Annotated in this window: 10 protein-coding genes; 2 read left to right on the forward strand and 8 right to left on the reverse strand. The window is 59.3% G+C overall.

All coding sequences use genetic code 11. The annotated features are described in order from the left end of the window. Positions 1–9: 9 nt before the first annotated feature. The 3 genes from zapE to LOY31_RS24070 form a co-directional block, all read right to left on the reverse strand. Positions 10–1,104: a cell division protein ZapE gene (zapE, locus tag LOY31_RS24060; RefSeq protein WP_085606932.1), complete on the reverse strand. Its 1,095-nt coding sequence runs from the start codon at positions 1,102–1,104 to the stop codon at positions 10–12. A 90-nt stretch (positions 1,105–1,194) separates the two neighbouring features. Continuing rightward, positions 1,195–2,550, reverse strand: a complete 1,356-nt coding sequence (locus LOY31_RS24065; protein ID WP_258712293.1) for a tryptophan--tRNA ligase — start codon at positions 2,548–2,550, stop codon at positions 1,195–1,197. A 24-nt stretch (positions 2,551–2,574) separates the two neighbouring features. Then, entirely contained in the window at positions 2,575–3,204 is a 630-nt protein-coding gene (locus LOY31_RS24070; protein WP_085607037.1) for an alpha/beta hydrolase, read from the reverse strand. 144 nt (positions 3,205–3,348) lie between these two features. Between LOY31_RS24070 and LOY31_RS24075 the strand changes: the two genes are divergently transcribed. Beyond that, the gene (locus tag LOY31_RS24075) at positions 3,349–3,783 is read left to right on the forward strand and encodes a YhcB family protein (RefSeq protein ID WP_007956803.1); all 435 of its coding nucleotides are present in this window, start codon (positions 3,349–3,351) and stop codon (positions 3,781–3,783) included. A gap of 67 nt (positions 3,784–3,850) precedes the next feature. On the opposite strand, the gene LOY31_RS24080 is transcribed toward LOY31_RS24075, so the two are convergent. Together LOY31_RS24080 and LOY31_RS24085 are read right to left on the reverse strand one after the other, a co-directional pair. Next, positions 3,851–4,582, reverse strand: a complete 732-nt coding sequence (locus tag LOY31_RS24080; protein WP_007956806.1) for an OmpA family lipoprotein — start codon at positions 4,580–4,582, stop codon at positions 3,851–3,853. A 114-nt stretch (positions 4,583–4,696) separates the two neighbouring features. Continuing rightward, positions 4,697–5,338, reverse strand: a complete 642-nt coding sequence (locus tag LOY31_RS24085) for an MBL fold metallo-hydrolase (RefSeq protein WP_221534747.1) — start codon at positions 5,336–5,338, stop codon at positions 4,697–4,699. 200 nt (positions 5,339–5,538) lie between these two features. Here LOY31_RS24085 and LOY31_RS24090 point away from each other — a divergent pair, with 200 nt between their 5' ends. Beyond that, on the forward strand, positions 5,539–10,356 hold the full coding sequence (locus tag LOY31_RS24090; protein ID WP_258712294.1) for a M10 family metallopeptidase C-terminal domain-containing protein: 4,818 nt from the start codon (positions 5,539–5,541) through the stop codon (positions 10,354–10,356). Between the two features lie 107 nt (positions 10,357–10,463). On the opposite strand, the gene LOY31_RS24095 is transcribed toward LOY31_RS24090, so the two are convergent. From LOY31_RS24095 to LOY31_RS24105, 3 genes are all read right to left on the reverse strand, one after another. Continuing rightward, entirely contained in the window at positions 10,464–13,199 is a 2,736-nt protein-coding gene (locus tag LOY31_RS24095) for a LuxR C-terminal-related transcriptional regulator (protein ID WP_085606940.1), read from the reverse strand. A 187-nt stretch (positions 13,200–13,386) separates the two neighbouring features. Continuing rightward, positions 13,387–14,751: a DUF1329 domain-containing protein gene (locus LOY31_RS24100; RefSeq protein ID WP_221534753.1), complete on the reverse strand. Its 1,365-nt coding sequence runs from the start codon at positions 14,749–14,751 to the stop codon at positions 13,387–13,389. Between the two features lie 28 nt (positions 14,752–14,779). Beyond that, positions 14,780–16,669 carry a DUF1302 domain-containing protein gene (locus tag LOY31_RS24105; RefSeq protein ID WP_221534755.1) on the reverse strand — a complete coding sequence of 630 codons (1,890 nt, stop codon included), beginning with the start codon at positions 16,667–16,669 and terminating at the stop codon, positions 14,780–14,782. Between the last annotated feature and the right edge of the window lie 206 nt (positions 16,670–16,875).

Consider the following 16,875-nt stretch of genomic DNA (forward strand, 5'->3'; position numbering starts at 1 on the left):
CGAATCCGCTTAAGGCTTGTGTGCCCGGGACAGGAACTCGTGGGATTGCATCTCCAGCAGACGGCTGAGGGTACGCTGGAACTCGAACGTCAGGCGTCCGCCGGTGTACAGGTCTTTCAACTCGACTTCGGCAGAAATGATCAGTTTGACGTTACGGTCGTAGAACTCGTCGACCATGTTGATGAAGCGTCGGGCGATGTCGTCGGTGGTGACGCTCATCTGCTCCACGCCACTGAGCAGCACGGCGTGGAAGATCTTGCCCAGTTCGATGTAGTCGTTCTGGCTGCGCGGGCCGTCGCAAAGTTCGCGGAAGTCGAACCAGGCCACGTCATCGCAAGTACGCAGGGCACGGATTTCGCGGTTTTCGATGATCAGCACATCGTTTTCCACCGCCGCCGTGCACTCAGGCGTCAGTGCGCGGAAGCTCTTGCGCAGGCTTTCGTGAGCGGCTTCGTCGAGCGGGAAGTGGAACAGCTCCGCTTGTTCGAGGTGACGCAGACGGTAGTCGACGCCGCTGTCGACGTTGACGATCTCGGTGTTCTGCTTGATCAGTGCGATGGCCGGCAGGAAGCGCGCGCGTTGCAGGCCGTCCTTGTACAGGCCGTCCGGCACGATGTTCGACGTGGCGACCAGGGTCACGCCGTTCTTGAACAGCTCTTCCATCAGCGTACCGAGGATCATGGCGTCGGTGATGTCGGAGACGAAGAATTCATCGAAGCAGATGACCCGTGATTCGGTCGCGAAACGCTTGGCGATGATGGTCAGCGGGTTTTTCTCGCCGCCGAGGGTTTTCATCTCTTCGTGCACGCGCTTCATGAAGCGGTGGAAGTGGGTGCGGGTCTTTTCCTTGAATGGCAGCGCTTCGAAGAAGGTGTCCACCAGGTAAGTCTTGCCGCGACCCACGCCGCCCCAGAAATACAGGCCCTTGACCGGCGTCTGATCCTTCTTGCCAAACAGCTTGCCCAGCAAACCCGGCTTGTTCTGCTCGGCCGCGATCAGATCGTCGTACAGGCGTTGCAAATGACGCACGGCAGTTTCCTGCGCCGCATCATGGAAGAAGTCCGGGCGTTTCAGATCAGCTTGATATCGTTCTAGGGGCGTCATAATTCGTTAGCAAGGCAACAAAAACGGGCCGTCACTGTAGCGATGGCCCGTGGGAATGGCAATCGGCCCTTGGTCGGGCCGGCCCGTTGATTATTCCTGAACCGGCGTCAGAGCGATCCGCAACGCCTCGACAGCCGCATCCCGCGCAGCCACGTCGGCGAACGCCGGGCTGTCGCCGACGCACTCGCCTTCCAGCCAGACGCTGAAGCTCAGGTCTTCGCTGCGTACATCCAGCGCCTGACCCGATTGCAGTTGCTTGGTCACCTGACCGGCGGTTTTACCGTCGGCGAAGTTACGCGACAGCAGCAATTGCTCGCCGTCGGCCGCCAGCAGACGGAAACGGAAGCTGCCGTCGTCTTCGCGGAAGCTGACGAAACGTGCAGCTTTCGCGGCTTTCTTCTTGGTGGTCGCGGCCACCTGAACCTGATTGACGAAGGAACGCAGGCCAACCGCTTCGCGCAGCTCGTTGAGGAACGGCGTCGCCACCGCACGGGCCTTCTTGGCGCCGTGTTGCAGGATGTCTTCCAGATCTGCCGGGCGTTCGATCAACTGGTGATAACGCTCGCGGGATTCGCCCAGCTCGTTGTCGAGCAACTGGAACAGACGGTTCTTCGCCTCGCCCCAACCCACACCGCCCAGCAGTTCGCTGCGGAATTCGTCGGCCTGCGTCGGCGTGGAGAAGGCCTGGAACAGAGTGAACAGGTGCGAGTTGTCCGGATCTTTCGCTTCGCCCGGCGCGCGGGAGTCGGTAACGATGCGCGAGATCGCGTCCTTCATTTCCTTGGCGCTGGAGAACAGCGGAATGGTGTTGTCGTAGCTCTTGGACATCTTGCGCCCGTCCAGGCCCGGCAAGGTGGCAACGCTTTCCTCGATCAGCGCCTCGGGCATGGTGAAGAACTCCTTGCCCTGGCCGAACAGATGGTTGAAACGCTGGCCGATATCGCGGGCCATTTCCACGTGCTGGATCTGGTCGCGACCGACCGGCACCTTGTGCGCGTTGAACATCAGAATGTCCGCCGCCATCAGCACCGGATAGCTGTACAAGCCCATGGTGATGCCGGCATCCGGGTCTTCGCCGGTCTCGACGTTCTTGTCCACCGAAGCCTTGTAGGCGTGGGCGCGATTGAGCAGGCCCTTGGCCGCGACGCAGGTCAGCAGCCAGGTCAGCTCGGGGATTTCCGGGATGTCGGACTGACGGTAGAAGGTCACACGATCCACATCCAGACCACCGGCCAGCCAGGTCGCGGCGATTTCCAGACGCGAGCGCTGGATGCGCAGCGGGTCATCGCACTTGATCAGGGCGTGATAGTCGGCCAGGAAGTAGAACGAGTCGGCATTGCTGTCGCGGCTGGCGAGAATCGCCGGGCGGATGGCGCCGGCGTAGTTGCCCAGGTGCGGGGTGCCGGTGGTGGTAATGCCGGTGAGGATGCGGGTACGGTTCGTCATGGGTAATCGCTTGTCAGACTGCAATCAATTCGAGAGACGCGGCAGGATCAGATCCTTGAGATCGGTCAGCTTGCCATGAAAAAAGTGTCCGCATTCTGCCACTTTCAGCAGCTCATGGGGGCGCTGGAGTTTGTCAGACCAGTCGTAGACCAGCTGCGGGTCGATCACTTCGTCGGTTTCCGGCTGGATCACGGTCAACTCGCCCTGCTGCGGCAGTTGATCCTGATCGCCCAAGCGCATCACCGCCGGCGCAACCATGAACAGGTGCTTGAGCGTGATGCCTTGGGCTTCGAGGCGGCCGCCGAGACTTGCTGCAACAAATCCACCGAAGGAGAAACCGAACAGGGTCAGCGGCAGATCCGGGTGCTTTTCCAGCAGCCAGGCGGCAGCGGCCTGGGCGTCGTCGACTTCACCGGTGCCCATGTCGTGGCTGCCTTCGCTGGCACCGACGCCGCGATAGTTGAAGCGCAAGGTGATCAGACCGGCATCGCGCGCAGTGCGCTGCAGGGTCGAGACGACCTTGTTGAGCATGGTGCCGCCCTGCACCGGGTTCGGGTGGCAGATCAGCGCGATGCCGCGCGGCTGCTCATTGTCCAGATACAAAGACTCAAGTTGCCCCACCGGGCCATCAATCACTACAGGGGTTTCACGCATCAGCAAGGAAGGAACTCCGTGACCTCGAATCGGGTCGACTCGTCTAGCAAATTGTCTGTGCCAGTCTATTGCGAGTGAATCGCGGTATACAGCGCAGGTTCGAGCCGTTAACGTAAAGCAAAGCCGTTTATAGAGGAAGGACTCGTGGAACACTCGCTCTTAGTTTGGTTGTTACCGACTCTTGCCCTGGTTGTGGGTGTCGCCATTGGTTTCCTGATCGCACGCGTTGCGCCGAACGCCGCGCCCAGCCGCACGCAGCGTCAACTGGATGATATTCAGGAACGTTTCGACAGTTATCAGAACGAAGTGGTGACCCACTTCAACAGCACAGCCAATCTGGTCAAGAAACTGACCCAGAGCTATCAGGAAGTGCAGGATCACCTCGCCGAGGGCGCCAACCGCCTGGCCCTGGACGAGCAGACCCGTCAACGCCTGCTCGCCTCGCTGCACGCCGACGCGGCACAGGCTCCACGTGAACGCCTGACACCACCACGGGATCAGGAACCGCCGCGTGACTACGCGCCGAAGACCCCGAACTCGCCGGGCATGCTCGACGAGCATTACGGCCTGAAGAAGTAATCAGCCTTCGCGCCAACAAAAAGCCCCCGGACAATCACTTGTCCGGGGGCTTTTTTGTAGCTGACGGTTACGGGTACTGCTGAACCGTACCCGGCTGTTGCTGGCCACCGTACTGCTGGCCAGGGATGGCTTTGAGGTTAACCTCGACGCGGCGGTTCTGCGCGCGGCCATTGACGTCACCGTTGCTGGCGATCGGATTATCCGGGCCGGCACCGCGGGCGCTCAGGTTGGCACCGCTGACGCCTTGCGAAGTCAGGTAGGTTGCCACGCTCTGCGCACGACGCTGGGACAGGTCCATGTTGTGCTGACGACTGCCGGTGCTGTCGGTGTAACCGACGATTTCGATCTGGTTCTGGTTGAACTCTTTGAGCGAGTTGGCCAGGTTGTTCAGCGGCTGATAGAAGCTCGAAGCGATGTTCGCCGAATCGGTGGCGAAGGTGATGTTGCCCGGCATGATCAGCTTGATCTGATCGCCCTGACGCTGCACTTCAACCCCGGTGTTGGCCATGCTGGCGCGCAGTTTTTTCTCCTGCTGGTCGGCGTAGTAGCCGTAACCGGCGGCCGAGGCACCGACGACAGCCGCGCCGATCAGCGCGCCCTTGCCGCGGTTGTTGTGGTCGATGGCGGCACCGGCCAGCGCGCCGGCCAACGCACCGAGGCCACCGTACTTGGCGGTTTTGCTCATGCCTTGGGAGCCACCGTCTGCCTGACCCTGATTGTCATACGGGTTGGGCGAGGCGCAGCCGGACAAGACGGCCACGGCAGTAGCGACAATAATCAAACGACGCGTGGTGAACATGGAGTGCTCCTACATTTTGCATTCTGTGGTGCAGCGGCCATTGGCAACTGGCCCGTGCGGGCGTTGGATCATGACAATGCACAAAAATTCCGCTGGGCACCCGTGACAAAATGTTTAGGCACGCACAAACGGGTTCTCGCGCATTTCATCCCCCAGACGCGTATCCGGACCATGCCCGGCCACAACAGTCGCGTCTTCATCCAGGGTGTACAGCCGCTGCTTGATCGATCGCACGATGGTCGCCTGATCGCCGCCCCACAAATCCGTGCGCCCTACTCCGCGACGAAACAGCGTGTCGCCGGCAATCAACAGCTTAGCCTCGGAAAACCAGAAGCTCATGGAACCTGGCGTATGCCCCGGTGTGTGCAAGGCCACGCCGCAGCCGCAGGCCAGCTCTTCATCGTCGCTCAACCAGCGATCCGGTGACGGCACCGGCGTATATGGCACGCCGAACATCTGGCATTGCATCTCGAGGTTGTCCCACAGGAACTGATCTTCTTTATGCAAGTGCAGGGTGGCGCCGGTCTTCTCTTTCATCTGACCAGAGGCGAGGAAGTGATCGAGGTGCGCGTGGGTGTGGATGATGCTGACAACCTTCAGGCCCAGGGCGTCGAGCCTGGCCATGATGAGATCAGGATTGCCGCCCGGGTCGACGACGATGGCTTTTTTGGTGATCGAATCGCCGATGATCGTGCAATTGCACTGCAAGGGGCCGACGGGGAAGGTTTCTCGAATGAACGGGCTTGGCAAGGTCATGAGTTTCCTGGACGAACGGCTGGGGTTTTGCCTAAGGATTCTACTTCACTCGCCGACACAGATCGCCAGGTCAGAGAATTGACGCCACTAATCAGAAAATAGTGGCTCAATGATGTCAAATGTACAATTTCTCATGCAAAATCATATTTTTGTAGCGGTCGCGTTCAGGAAGGACCGCAGATATCAACCAGGAACGTCCCATGCCAAGCCCTCTCCGCTATTCGTTTACCACTTTTACAAGTATGACCGGTAACAAGTCTGTCGACGCCTTGCTGGCGGATGATCATTGGACCGGCCGCTGGGACGAGAGAGGAATGCCGGTCAAACTCACCTACAGTTTCATCGACACCGGTTCGTTTTTCGCCCGTGACTACAGTCCGTCGAATGAGTATTTGAACGGTTTCACGCTGTCCAACACACAACAATCGGCTGTCATCAGCGCGTTGAGTGGCTGGAGCGCTGTCGCCAACGTGCAATTCTCCCTGGTGCCTGAATCGGCTGCCAATGTCGGAGATCTGCGCTTCGGTGGTTACATGGGCATGGATAGCAAATACGCCGCATGGGCGTACTTCCCCGACGAAACACCTGCTGGTGGCGATGTCTGGATCGGCCCATCCACCGACGATCCAAACCCGGTAAAAGGCTCGTTCGACTACCTGACGTTCGTGCATGAAATCGGCCACGCGCTGGGCCTCAAGCACCCATTCGACACCACGCCGGACAACAAGCTGCTGCTGGATCCGTCACTGGACGACGTACGCTTCACCGTCATGAGTTACAACGACTCTTACTCCTATCAACCCACGACTCCGATGCTGCTGGATATTCTCGCCATCCAGAGTCTGTATGGCGCCAATACTCAGTGGCAGGCAGGCAATAACGTCTACTCCTGGGCGCCGACAAAGTCCGTATTCGAAACTATCTGGGATGGTGGCGGCTCCGACACGATCGATGCCAGTAATCAGCTTTCAGGCGTCAGCATCAACCTCAATCCAGGCCAGTTCAGCACTATCGGCAAAGCATTCCTGGCTCCAGATGGCAGCTTGTTCAATTCAGGCCTGGCCATCGCTTACGGCACCAATATCGAAAACGCCTTCGGCTCGAATTTCAATGACACCTTGATCGGTAACGCTCTGGATAATTCGCTGGTGGGTCTGGAAGGTGCAGATACCATGGATGGTGGCGCCGGTAACGATACGTACTTTGTCGACAACGTTGGCGACGTGGTCATCGAACGCGGCACATCGCCTACGGAAATCGATAGCGTCATGAGCACAATCGATTACACCCTGGGCGCCAACGTCGAGAACCTGACCTTGCTTGGCACCGATAACTTGAACGGTACCGGTAACTCGCTCAACAACCGTATCAACGGTAATGCCGGCAACAACATCCTTGATGGCGGCATCGGTGCCGACTTCATGGCTGGCGGCACAGGCAATGACACCTACATTGTCGACAACGTAAACGACATCGTCAGTGAAACCAGCACCCTGATCGGCGAGATCGACACGGTTAACTCGTCGGTCAACTACGCACTGGGTGCCAATCTCGAAAACCTCACTCTGACCGGTACCCGAGACACTTATGCCATCGGTAATGCGCTGAACAACGTACTCATCGGTAACGACGGAAACAACACTCTTAATGGTGGCGCCGGCAGCGACACTATGAGCGGCGGCAAAGGGAACGACACCTACGCCGTCGACAGCGTCGGCGATATTATCATTGAGGCTGCAAACGAGGGTTACGACACGGTAGTGAGTTATATCGACTACACCCTCGGCGCCAACATCGAAGAAGGCCAGTTGATCGGCAACGCCATCAGCCTGACCGGCAATGAACTGGACAACGTGTTGATCGGCAATGCCCTGGCCAACAACCTGTTCGGCGGCGCTGGCAATGATGTGATCAACGGTGGCGCAGGAGGCGATCGCATGGTCGGCGGCCTGGGTGACGACACCTACATCGTCGACAATACCGGCGACATCATCGTTGAAGCCGCGAACGAGGGCCGTGACACAGTACAGGCCAGCGTCAACTACACCTTGAGCGCCAATATCGAAGAAGGCCAGTTGATCGGCAACGCCGCCAGCCTGACCGGCAACGATCTGGACAACATGCTCATCGGCAACGCCCAGGACAACACCCTGAACGGAATGGCAGGCGCCGACACCATGGACGGCGGCGCGGGGAACGACAGCTACTTCGTCGACAATGTCGGCGATGTCGTCATCGAGCGCGATGCCTCGCCAACCCAGATCGACGCCGTCAACTCGGTGATCGATTACACCCTGGGCGCCAATGTCGAGTGGCTCAACCTGCTGGGCAGCGACAACCTCAACGGCACCGGCAACGCATTGAACAACCGCATCACCGGCAACAGCGGAAACAACATCCTCGACGGCGGCCTGGGTGCCGACTTCATGGCTGGCGGTACCGGCAATGACACCTACATCGTCGACAACGTCAATGACGTCATCAGTGAAACCAGTATCCTGGCGAACGAAATTGACACGGTCAAATCATCGATCAGCTGGAAACTGGGTGCCAACCTGGAAAACCTGACGCTGACCGGCACCGCAAATACCTATGCAGTCGGTAACGAATTGAACAACGTTCTGATCGGCAACGACGGCAACAATGAAATCAACGGGGGTGCCGGCGTCGACACGATGAGTGGCGGCAAGGGTAACGACACGTACGCCGTCGACAACGCGGGCGATATCGTCATCGAAGCGGCGAACGAAGGTTACGATACGGTGCTCAGCTTCGTTAACTACACCTTGAGTGCCAACATCGAAGAAGGCCAGTTGATCGGCAACGCCATCAGCCTGGCCGGCAATGAACTGGACAACGTGTTGATCGGCAATGCCCTGGCCAACAACCTGTTCGGCGGCGCTGGCAATGATGTGATCAACGGTGGTGCAGGAGGCGACCGCATGGTCGGCGGCCTGGGTGACGACACCTACATCGTCGACAATACCGGCGACATCATCGTTGAAGCCGCGAACGAGGGCAGTGACACAGTACAGGCCAGCGTCAACTACACCTTGAGCGCCAATATCGAAGAAGGCCAGTTGATCGGCAACGCAGCCAGTCTGACCGGCAACAGTCTGGACAACGTGCTCATCGGTAACGCCCAGGACAACACCCTGAACGGAATGGCAGGCGCCGACACCATGGACGGCGGCGCGGGCAACGACAGCTACTTCGTCGACAATGTCGGCGATGTCGTCATCGAGCGCGATGCCTCGCCAACCCAGATCGACGCCGTCAACTCGGTGATCGATTACACCCTGGGCGCCAATGTCGAGTGGCTCAACCTGCTGGGCAGCGACAACCTCAACGGCACCGGCAACGCATTGAACAACCGCATCACCGGCAACAGCGGAAACAACATCCTCGACGGCGGCCTGGGTGCCGACTTCATGGCTGGCGGTACCGGCAATGACACCTACATCGTCGACAACGTCAATGACGTCATCAGTGAAACCAGTACCCTGGCGAACGAGATCGATACCGTTCTGTCCTCGATCAACTGGCGACTGGGCGCCAACCTGGAAAACCTGACACTGACCGGCACCAGCGACACCTATGCAATCGGCAATGCCTTGAACAACGTTCTGATCGGCAACGACGGCAACAATGAAATCAACGGGGGTGCCGGCGTCGACACGATGAGTGGTGGCAAGGGTAACGACACCTACGCCGTCGACAATGCGGGCGATATCGTCATCGAAGCGGCGAACGAAGGTTACGATACGGTGCTCAGCTTCGTTAACTACACCTTGAGCGCCAACATCGAAGAAGGCCAGTTGATCGGCAACGCAGCCAGTCTGACCGGCAACAGTCTGGACAACGTGCTCATCGGTAACGCCCAGGACAACACCCTGAACGGAATGGCAGGCGCCGACACCATGGACGGCGGCGCGGGCAACGACAGCTACTTCGTCGACAATGTCGGCGATGTCGTCATCGAGCGCGATGCCTCGCCAACCCAGATCGATGCCGTCAACTCGGTGATCGATTACACCCTGGGCGCCAATGTCGAGTGGCTCAACCTGCTGGGCAGCGACAACCTCAACGGCACCGGCAACGCATTGAACAACCGCATCACCGGCAACAGCGGAAACAACATCCTCGACGGCGGCCTGGGTGCCGACTTCATGGCTGGCGGTACCGGCAATGACACCTACATCGTCGACAACGTCAATGACGTCATCAGTGAAACCAGTACCCTGGCGAACGAAATTGACACGGTCAAATCATCGATCAGCTGGAAACTGGGTGCCAACCTGGAAAACCTGACGCTGACCGGCACCGCGAATACCTATGCAGTCGGTAACGCCTTGAACAACGTTCTGACTGGCAACGACGGTAACAACGAGCTCAATGGCGGCGCGGGTATCGATACAATGATTGGTGGCAAGGGCGACGACTCTTACGCCCTCGATCAAGCAGCCGAACTGACGTTGATTCAGGAAAATGCAGCTGAAGGAAATGACACCCTGATCCTGCTATATCCTTCGACCGCGCAGACAAATGTCGTCGATCTCGGCATAAGCAATCTGCAGAACGTCGAAAATGTCACCCTCTCGGGGGCTGGGACATTCACCCTGCTCGGTAACAGCTTGAACAACACATTAATCGGTAACGACCAGGCCAACATTCTTGACGGTGGCGCCGGTGCCGACACCCTGACCGGTGGGGGCGGAGCGGATACATTTGTATTCAATGCCGTGAATGAAATGGGCTTGGGCGCAAATCGTGACGTCATTACCGACTTCAATCGTTTGCAGGGTGACAAGATTGACCTGACTCACTTCGATGCCAATTTGCTGAGTGCCGGCTTCAATGGCTTCACTTTCATTGGCGCGGACAACTTCACCGGTGCAGGTCAAGTTCGCTTCGTCGATCATGTCCTGTCAGGTAATGTCAGCGGCAACGCCGGTGCGGATTTTGAAATCCAGCTGGTAGGGGTAAACAGTTTCAGCGCGAATGACCTGGTGGCCTGATGCATTCTGTGCCGGCCAGTAACATAAGCCGAACGTAAAAAACACAACGCCCCGACTTGTTCGGGGCGTTGTGTTTTCTGATGTACATCGAAGGGAAATACAAAAAACTAGCCTATCAAACCCAACTCCTTGGCCCGGGCGACGGCTTGAGTCCGCCGTTCCACCCCGAGCTTGCTGTTGATATGACTGGCATGGGTTTTCACGGTATGCAGAGAGATGAACAGTTGCTCGCTGATTTCCTGATTCGAGCAGCCTTGGGCGATCAGACGCAGAACCGCCAGTTCGCGGCTGCTCAACTGTTCAGTGACCGGAGAATCCTGCGCCGTGCGCAAAACTGGCCGCGGGAAATGCTCCAGCAGTTGCTGACCGACAAGGCCCGGCGCATTCAGCGACAATTGCCCGCGCAACCAATCGGCGTGGTCTTTGACCAGAATGTCGAATGGCTGCAACACCCCGCCATTGGCAGCTTCCAATGCCTGGGCCAGGGATTTGCGGGCCTCGGGTTCGCGACCGTTTACCAACAGCAGCGCCACTTTCTGCGTCAACGCCATCACACTCAATAACTGGCGCCCGGTCTGCTGGCCGTTTTCCAGCAACACGTTCAAGCGCCCTTCGGCGAGCATTGGCTGCCCCTGAATGACATCCAGCAGCGCCTGCTGCAATTCGACATGCAACGGCAGCTGCGGATGAAACTCCGGCGGAGCCGCCGCGCGTTCACCGGTGTAGGTCTGGCCCAGTCGTGCCAGCCAGGCTTCGGCCAGATCGATACGCCCCTGAGCCAGCCACAGCTCACATTTGACCAGGGTGATCATCGCCAGGTAGTAGATCGGCGGGACGTCCCAGATGTGCATCAGGCGTTCGGCTTCGGCCAGTTCGGCGAAGGCCTTGGCGAAATCGTCGCTGCTGCCGTCGAGTCGTGCAATCACACAGTGGCCGATCAACACACTGATGTCACGGCAGGCCCGCGCTTCCGTCAGGCCTGCCTGCAATCGCGCCCTTGCCGCCTGCGGCTGCAATCGCATGGCCAGCAGAAACCCCTCATACAGCGTCAGGCGCGCACGCACGGCGTACAAACGCTGTGCGGACAATCCGCGCAAGCGCTCCAGCCCCTGGCGCACTTCATCGAGCGCACGCAGGATTTCGCCGCGCGCCTGCAGGACCCGCGCACGATCGTAATGCGCCAGTGCCTCGAACAAGGGATTGCCGACCCGCTGCGCCAGCTCAAGCGACTCGCGGTTCAGACCTCGTGCGCGCCACAGATCACCGTCGGCGATCGCCAGGTTGGACAAGGTCGACAGGCACATCAGGCGCTGGCCGTAGCGCTTGGCCGGCAGGCTTTCCAGTGCCTCGCTGCAATACTCGATGGTCTGCTCGCGATGGCCTCGCCCACGGGCGATGATGCCCTTGAGCGCCAGCCATTGGGCCAGCATGGATTTCTGTGCGGTGGCCGATGGTGCCGGCAGAAACCGACTCAGATGACTGGCGAGTTCCTCTGCCGCATCGAGCTGACAGGCCAGGCCCAGCGCCCAGCTGTACAACACGATCAGGCGCGGAGTGCTGATCAGCAGGCTGTCGGGCAAGTCCATCTTCCAGCGCAGCAGCATGCCGACGTTCTGCTCGGCCAGCAGTTGCTCCTCGGAGAGGTTCTGTACCAGGTTTGCCGCCACGTCCAGATGCCCAGCCCGCAAAGCCTGTTCCACCGCTTCATCCAGCAACCCCTGCGCATTGAACCAGCGGCAGGCGCGCAGATGCAGCGTCGCGGCCGGCACCAGTGCCCGGGTGATAGGCCGGCTGCGCAACAGGTCGGAAAACAGGTGATGATAACGATACCAGTGCCCGTGCTCGTCCAGCGGCACCAGGAACACCTGATGCGCCAGCAGGAAACGCAGGATTTCCGCGCTGTCATGGGCTTCGCGCACCGCGTCGCACAGTTCGCTGCAAAAGCGCTCCTGCGGTGCGGTGTCATAAAGAAACGCCTGAACCTCGGCAGGCAGGCAATCGATGACTTCTTCCAGCAGGTATTCGCGGATCAGCCCTTCCCCGCCGTTCAACGCTTGCGGCAGGGCCGATTCGGTACCGGCTTCAGCAATCGCCAGCAGCCAGAAACGCAGCCCGGCCACCCAGCCTTCGCTGCGCTGGATCAGGTTTTCCAGCGCTTCACCACGCAGGGAACTGCTGTGACGATCGAGCAGTGCCAGGGCTTCATCGTGGGTCAGGCGCAGATCCTGTTCGTTCAGTTCCAGCAACTGGCGCGACAGCCGCAGACGGGCCAGATGCCAGTCCGGCCTCTGCCGACTGGTGACCATGACCACCAGGCCATCCGGTAAATGATTGAGGAAAAATTGCAGGCAACGGTCGAGCACCGGCCCCTGGGCAAGATGGTAATCATCCAGTACCAACAGCAGCGGAGCCGTCGGTTGCAGATGCAGCGCCAGTTCATCCAGCAGGCCGTCGAGCCATTCTTCGAAGGCAAAGGGCTGGTGGCGCTGACGCATTTTCAGCAGCCCCAATGCCCGGCTGCCCAATTGCGGAAAGTAATCCTGCAAACCTTCGAGAAGACGTTCGAGAAACCGCCCCGGATCGTTGTCCCGCGGGCTCAGCCCCAGCCACAGGCTTTGCCAGTGTGCCGGCAGACTCTGGCAGAACTCCACCGCCAGCGAACTCTTGCCGAACCCGGCCGGGGCGCTGACCAGCAACAGGCGCCCTCCGAGCCCGGCACTCAAGCGCTCGCACAAACGGGGTCGCAGCACGTAGCCGTCGGGCAGCGGCGGACGGAAAAAACGTCCGTCCAGTGCCGCGACGGCAACGCTTGCAGGGCCCGGAAGTGGGGACAGATCAGTCATGGCCGGCTCTTGTTTGTATGGCTGTTGGCGGCGTAGCAGATGCCCGCAGACTAGCCTTAAACGGAGCGGTTATGAAGGTCGTTGCTACAAATGGCTACAAAAAGGCTACGGAAAAAGCGAAAGGCAAAAAAACGCCCCGAACCTGTCGGGGCGTTTTCACGAGGATGCGGCCTCGGTTTACAGGAGCTTAGCGAACACCATCCTGACGCAGGGCGGCTGGAGTGAAGTCGCTGGTGGTGGCGGTGAAGCCGAAGTCATACGCCTGCTTTTCTTCGTTCTTCATGCCCAGTGCCAGATAACGACCGGACTGCAGGTCGTAGAGGGTTTCCAGGGCGTACCACGGCACTTGCTTGTCGTAGTAGTTCTCCGCATGCGCCTCGGCCACTCGCCACAGTTGGCCACGGCCGTCGTAATGGTCAATGACTGCGGCCTGCCAAGTGTCTTCGTCGATGTAGAAATCACGCTTGGCGTAGATGTGACGCTGACCTTCTTTCAACGTCGCCACGACGTGCCAGACGCGGCGCAACTCGTAACGGGCCAGATCCTGGTTGATATGACCGGCCTTGATGATGTCGGCATACTTCAGCTTCGGATCGTCGAGCTTGTAGCTGTCGGAGGCGATGTACATCTCTTTCTTGCCTTCAAGCTTCCAGTCGTAACGGTCCGGTGCACCGTTGAACATGTCCAGGTTGTCGGAGGTACGCAGGCCGTCCGCCGCAGTACCCGGGCCATCATAGGATACTTGCGGAGCGCGACGTACACGACGCTGACCAGCGTTGTAGACCCACGCCGAACGCGGTTCCTTCACCTGGTCGAGGGTTTCGTGCACCAGCAGCACACCACCGGCCAGTCGCGCCGGCGCGGTCACTTTCTGCTTGAAGTAGAACAGGATGTTGCCCGGGTTCGCCGGATCGTAATCCTTCATCTTGTCGCGGAACACGAACTGGTCCTGGAAATACACCAGACTGTAGGAGCCGTTCGGTTGCGGCGTGGCCTGGGTTACCAGACGGGTCACGCTGCCGCCGCGATAGCGGGTGATGTGGTTCCAGATCACTTCGACGCCGGTTTTCGGAATCGGGAACGGCACTGCGGTCTCGAACTTTTCCAGACCGTTGCCGCCGGATACCAAGGTGGTGGTGGTGGCGTTTTTCTTGATGGAAGCAAACACTTCATCCGGCACAGTCGCGCCGCGATGCGACGGATAAACCGGCATCTTGAAGGTTTCCGGATAACGCTTGAACATCGCGTACTGACCCGGCGCGAGCTTGTCCTTGTACTTGTCTACATCCTTTGCAGTGATGGTAAACAGTGGTTGTTCGCTGGCGTACGGATTAGACAGGAAACCACGGGCGTCGACGCTGCCGGCATTCTTCGGCATCGGTTTCCAGGCCGGGATCGAGCCGTCGGCGTTACCGGCCATTTCGGCGCCCATCGGGGTCAGGCTCTTGCCCAGCTTGTCCGCTTCGGCGGCGGGCACCGCCGCCATGACACCGGTCGCCAGCAGCGACAGGCCCAGAACACCGGCGTGGAACAGACTTTTTGTTATTTTCATAAATTCGTTCGTCCTGAAAATGCAGTGCTTAGAAGTTCACGCCGAAGCTGAGCGCCACGAAGTCGCGGTCATCCACGGTGGTGTACTTGCCGTCGAAGAAGTTGGTGTAGGCCAGGCTCGCGGTGTAGGTGTTCTGGTACTCGGCATCGACGCCCAGGCTCACCGCCTTGCGACCTTCTTCGAAGTTGCCGCCAGGGCCTGGCGAGTAGCCGCTGACGTCGTGGGACCACGCCACGTTCGGCTTGAGGTTCACGCCGGCGAACACGTCGTTGTATTCCCAGATGGCGCGACCGCGATAACCCCACGAAGTCGATGTGGTGAAGCCACCATTGGTGCAGTTGCGGCTACGGTTGTTCTGTGGCGAACCAGGGCCTGCACCGTTGATGGTGCTGGCGTTGAGAATGTTGGCACAGGTATTGGTCGTGCCAGTGGCCGGTAACTCGCCAGGCCCGTAGACCGGGTCACGGCCGTAACGGACGTCGGAGGTGCTTTCCAGACCGCCGACATGAGTCACGCCCACTTCACCCACCAGGGTAAGACGGCTGGCGCCCATGACCTGATCGAAGAAGTGCGTAAGCGTGGTCTGGAACTGGGTGATTTCCTTGCGACGATAGCCATGCAGGTCCTGGCCCGGAACACCTGTCAGCAGCGAAGCATTAGTCAGCGCACCGCCCAGTGGACGCACACCGGCGAACAGGATGTCAGTGGAGTTCAACTGCACCGGCGCGTTCGGCCGGTAGCTGAGTTCGCCACTCCACGCCGTACCGGTAGGCAGGGTGGTGGAAAAGCTCAGGCCATAGAGACGGATGTCTTCAGGGTATTCGACAAAGTACTTCGAGTTGCCCGCCACCAGCAGCGGTGCGAGCGCGGCAAACGGCCCTGGCAGCGCGCGCGCTGTGTTGTAGACCGATTGCGGCGCACCGGTGGCGCTGAAGATCGGCGCGCGGCTGTGATAATTCATGAAGTAAGCGCCGAACTCAGTGTCGAGCGGTTCGAACATGTACTTGAGGGAAGCGCCCCACTGGCCGCTGTCGCGTGCATCGCGATCACCGCCACGCTGGACCAGAACGCCCTCCTCATTGACGTTGACGCCGTTGGCCGCCAATGGCCCCAAAGCGATGGCAGGAATGGTCGAACGCTTGTTCAGCACCCGCAGGTTGCTGTCACAGCCGTCGGCAATGATGTCCGGCTGGGAGAAGAAGGTGCCGCAGTTGTCGACGACGGTCTGGTCCCACTCGAGCTGGTAGAAGGCTTCGGCCGACAGGTTGTCGGTCAGGCTCTGGGACACGTAGAACATGTTGACCGGGATCAGGCCTTCCTTGATCTCGGCGCCCGGACGACGGAACGCGGATACGTCGATCGGGTTGATCGAGTTGATGCCGCCGCCGATGAAGGTACTTTCACCCCAGCTCACCACCTGCTTGCCCAGACGCACGGAGCCAGGCTGATCGGCAATCGCGTAGTTGTGGTAGACGAAGGCGTCGAGGATCTGACCGCCGGCGGACTTGGCGCCTTCCTTGCGGTTGCTGTCGCTGATGTCCTTGAACTCGCGGCTCTCGTCTTTCAGTTCGAAGTCGTACCAGTACTTGCCACGGACGAACACGCCGGTGTCGCCGTATTTCAGTTCAAGGTCATGGATGCCCTTGAAGATCTTCGAGAAGGTTTCGCCGCTCTTGAAGTTGGCATGGCCGTCGTCGGAAGTCTGGGACAGACCGTGACCGCCGTTGTTGACGCCGATGAGGTTCTTGTTCGGGCTCTGGGTGGACCAACTGGCACCGATCGACAGGGAGGAGTCGAACTGGCCTTCGATTTCACCGACGTTGAAACTGACGCCGAATGCGGGCCCGGCGAGCGAAGAAGCAAGACTGACGGCCAGAGGCAGCTTTGCCCGGCGCCAGAACTGGTTTACTGAGGTCATCGACGCTACTCCATGTGCATTATTGTTATGGCAGTGAGTACTTTTAAAAACGCCTGAAGGACCGGGCGCCAGAGGCTTCCCGAAATCGCTTCAATGTTGCATCGCCCCGTTTGTGCGTGTGCCCCGTTCTTAAAAATCCTTGAGCGGACTATAGCCAGCAGGTGGTACTGCTTGATCCCTCTAAAGTGTGATTTGCAGCTGCCAAC

Origin of the sequence: Pseudomonas sp. B21-021 (genome assembly GCF_024749205.1) — a bacterium.
GTDB lineage: Bacteria > Pseudomonadota > Gammaproteobacteria > Pseudomonadales > Pseudomonadaceae > Aquipseudomonas > Aquipseudomonas paraglycinae.

Excerpts from the sequence above, each read along its gene's own strand:
- zapE (WP_085606932.1), bottom strand. The coding sequence starts at position 1,104 with ATGACGCCCCTAGAACGATATCAAGCTGATCTGAAACGCCCGGACTTC.
- LOY31_RS24065 (WP_258712293.1), bottom strand. The coding sequence starts at position 2,550 with ATGACGAACCGTACCCGCATCCTCACCGGCATTACCACCACCGGCACC.
- LOY31_RS24070 (WP_085607037.1), bottom strand. The coding sequence starts at position 3,204 with ATGCGTGAAACCCCTGTAGTGATTGATGGCCCGGTGGGGCAACTTGAG.
- LOY31_RS24080 (WP_007956806.1), bottom strand. The coding sequence starts at position 4,582 with ATGTTCACCACGCGTCGTTTGATTATTGTCGCTACTGCCGTGGCCGTC.
- LOY31_RS24085 (WP_221534747.1), bottom strand. The coding sequence starts at position 5,338 with ATGACCTTGCCAAGCCCGTTCATTCGAGAAACCTTCCCCGTCGGCCCC.
- LOY31_RS24090 (WP_258712294.1), top strand. The coding sequence starts at position 5,539 with ATGCCAAGCCCTCTCCGCTATTCGTTTACCACTTTTACAAGTATGACC.
- LOY31_RS24095 (WP_085606940.1), bottom strand. The coding sequence starts at position 13,199 with ATGACTGATCTGTCCCCACTTCCGGGCCCTGCAAGCGTTGCCGTCGCG.
- LOY31_RS24100 (WP_221534753.1), bottom strand. The coding sequence starts at position 14,751 with ATGAAAATAACAAAAAGTCTGTTCCACGCCGGTGTTCTGGGCCTGTCG.
- LOY31_RS24105 (WP_221534755.1), bottom strand. The coding sequence starts at position 16,669 with ATGACCTCAGTAAACCAGTTCTGGCGCCGGGCAAAGCTGCCTCTGGCC.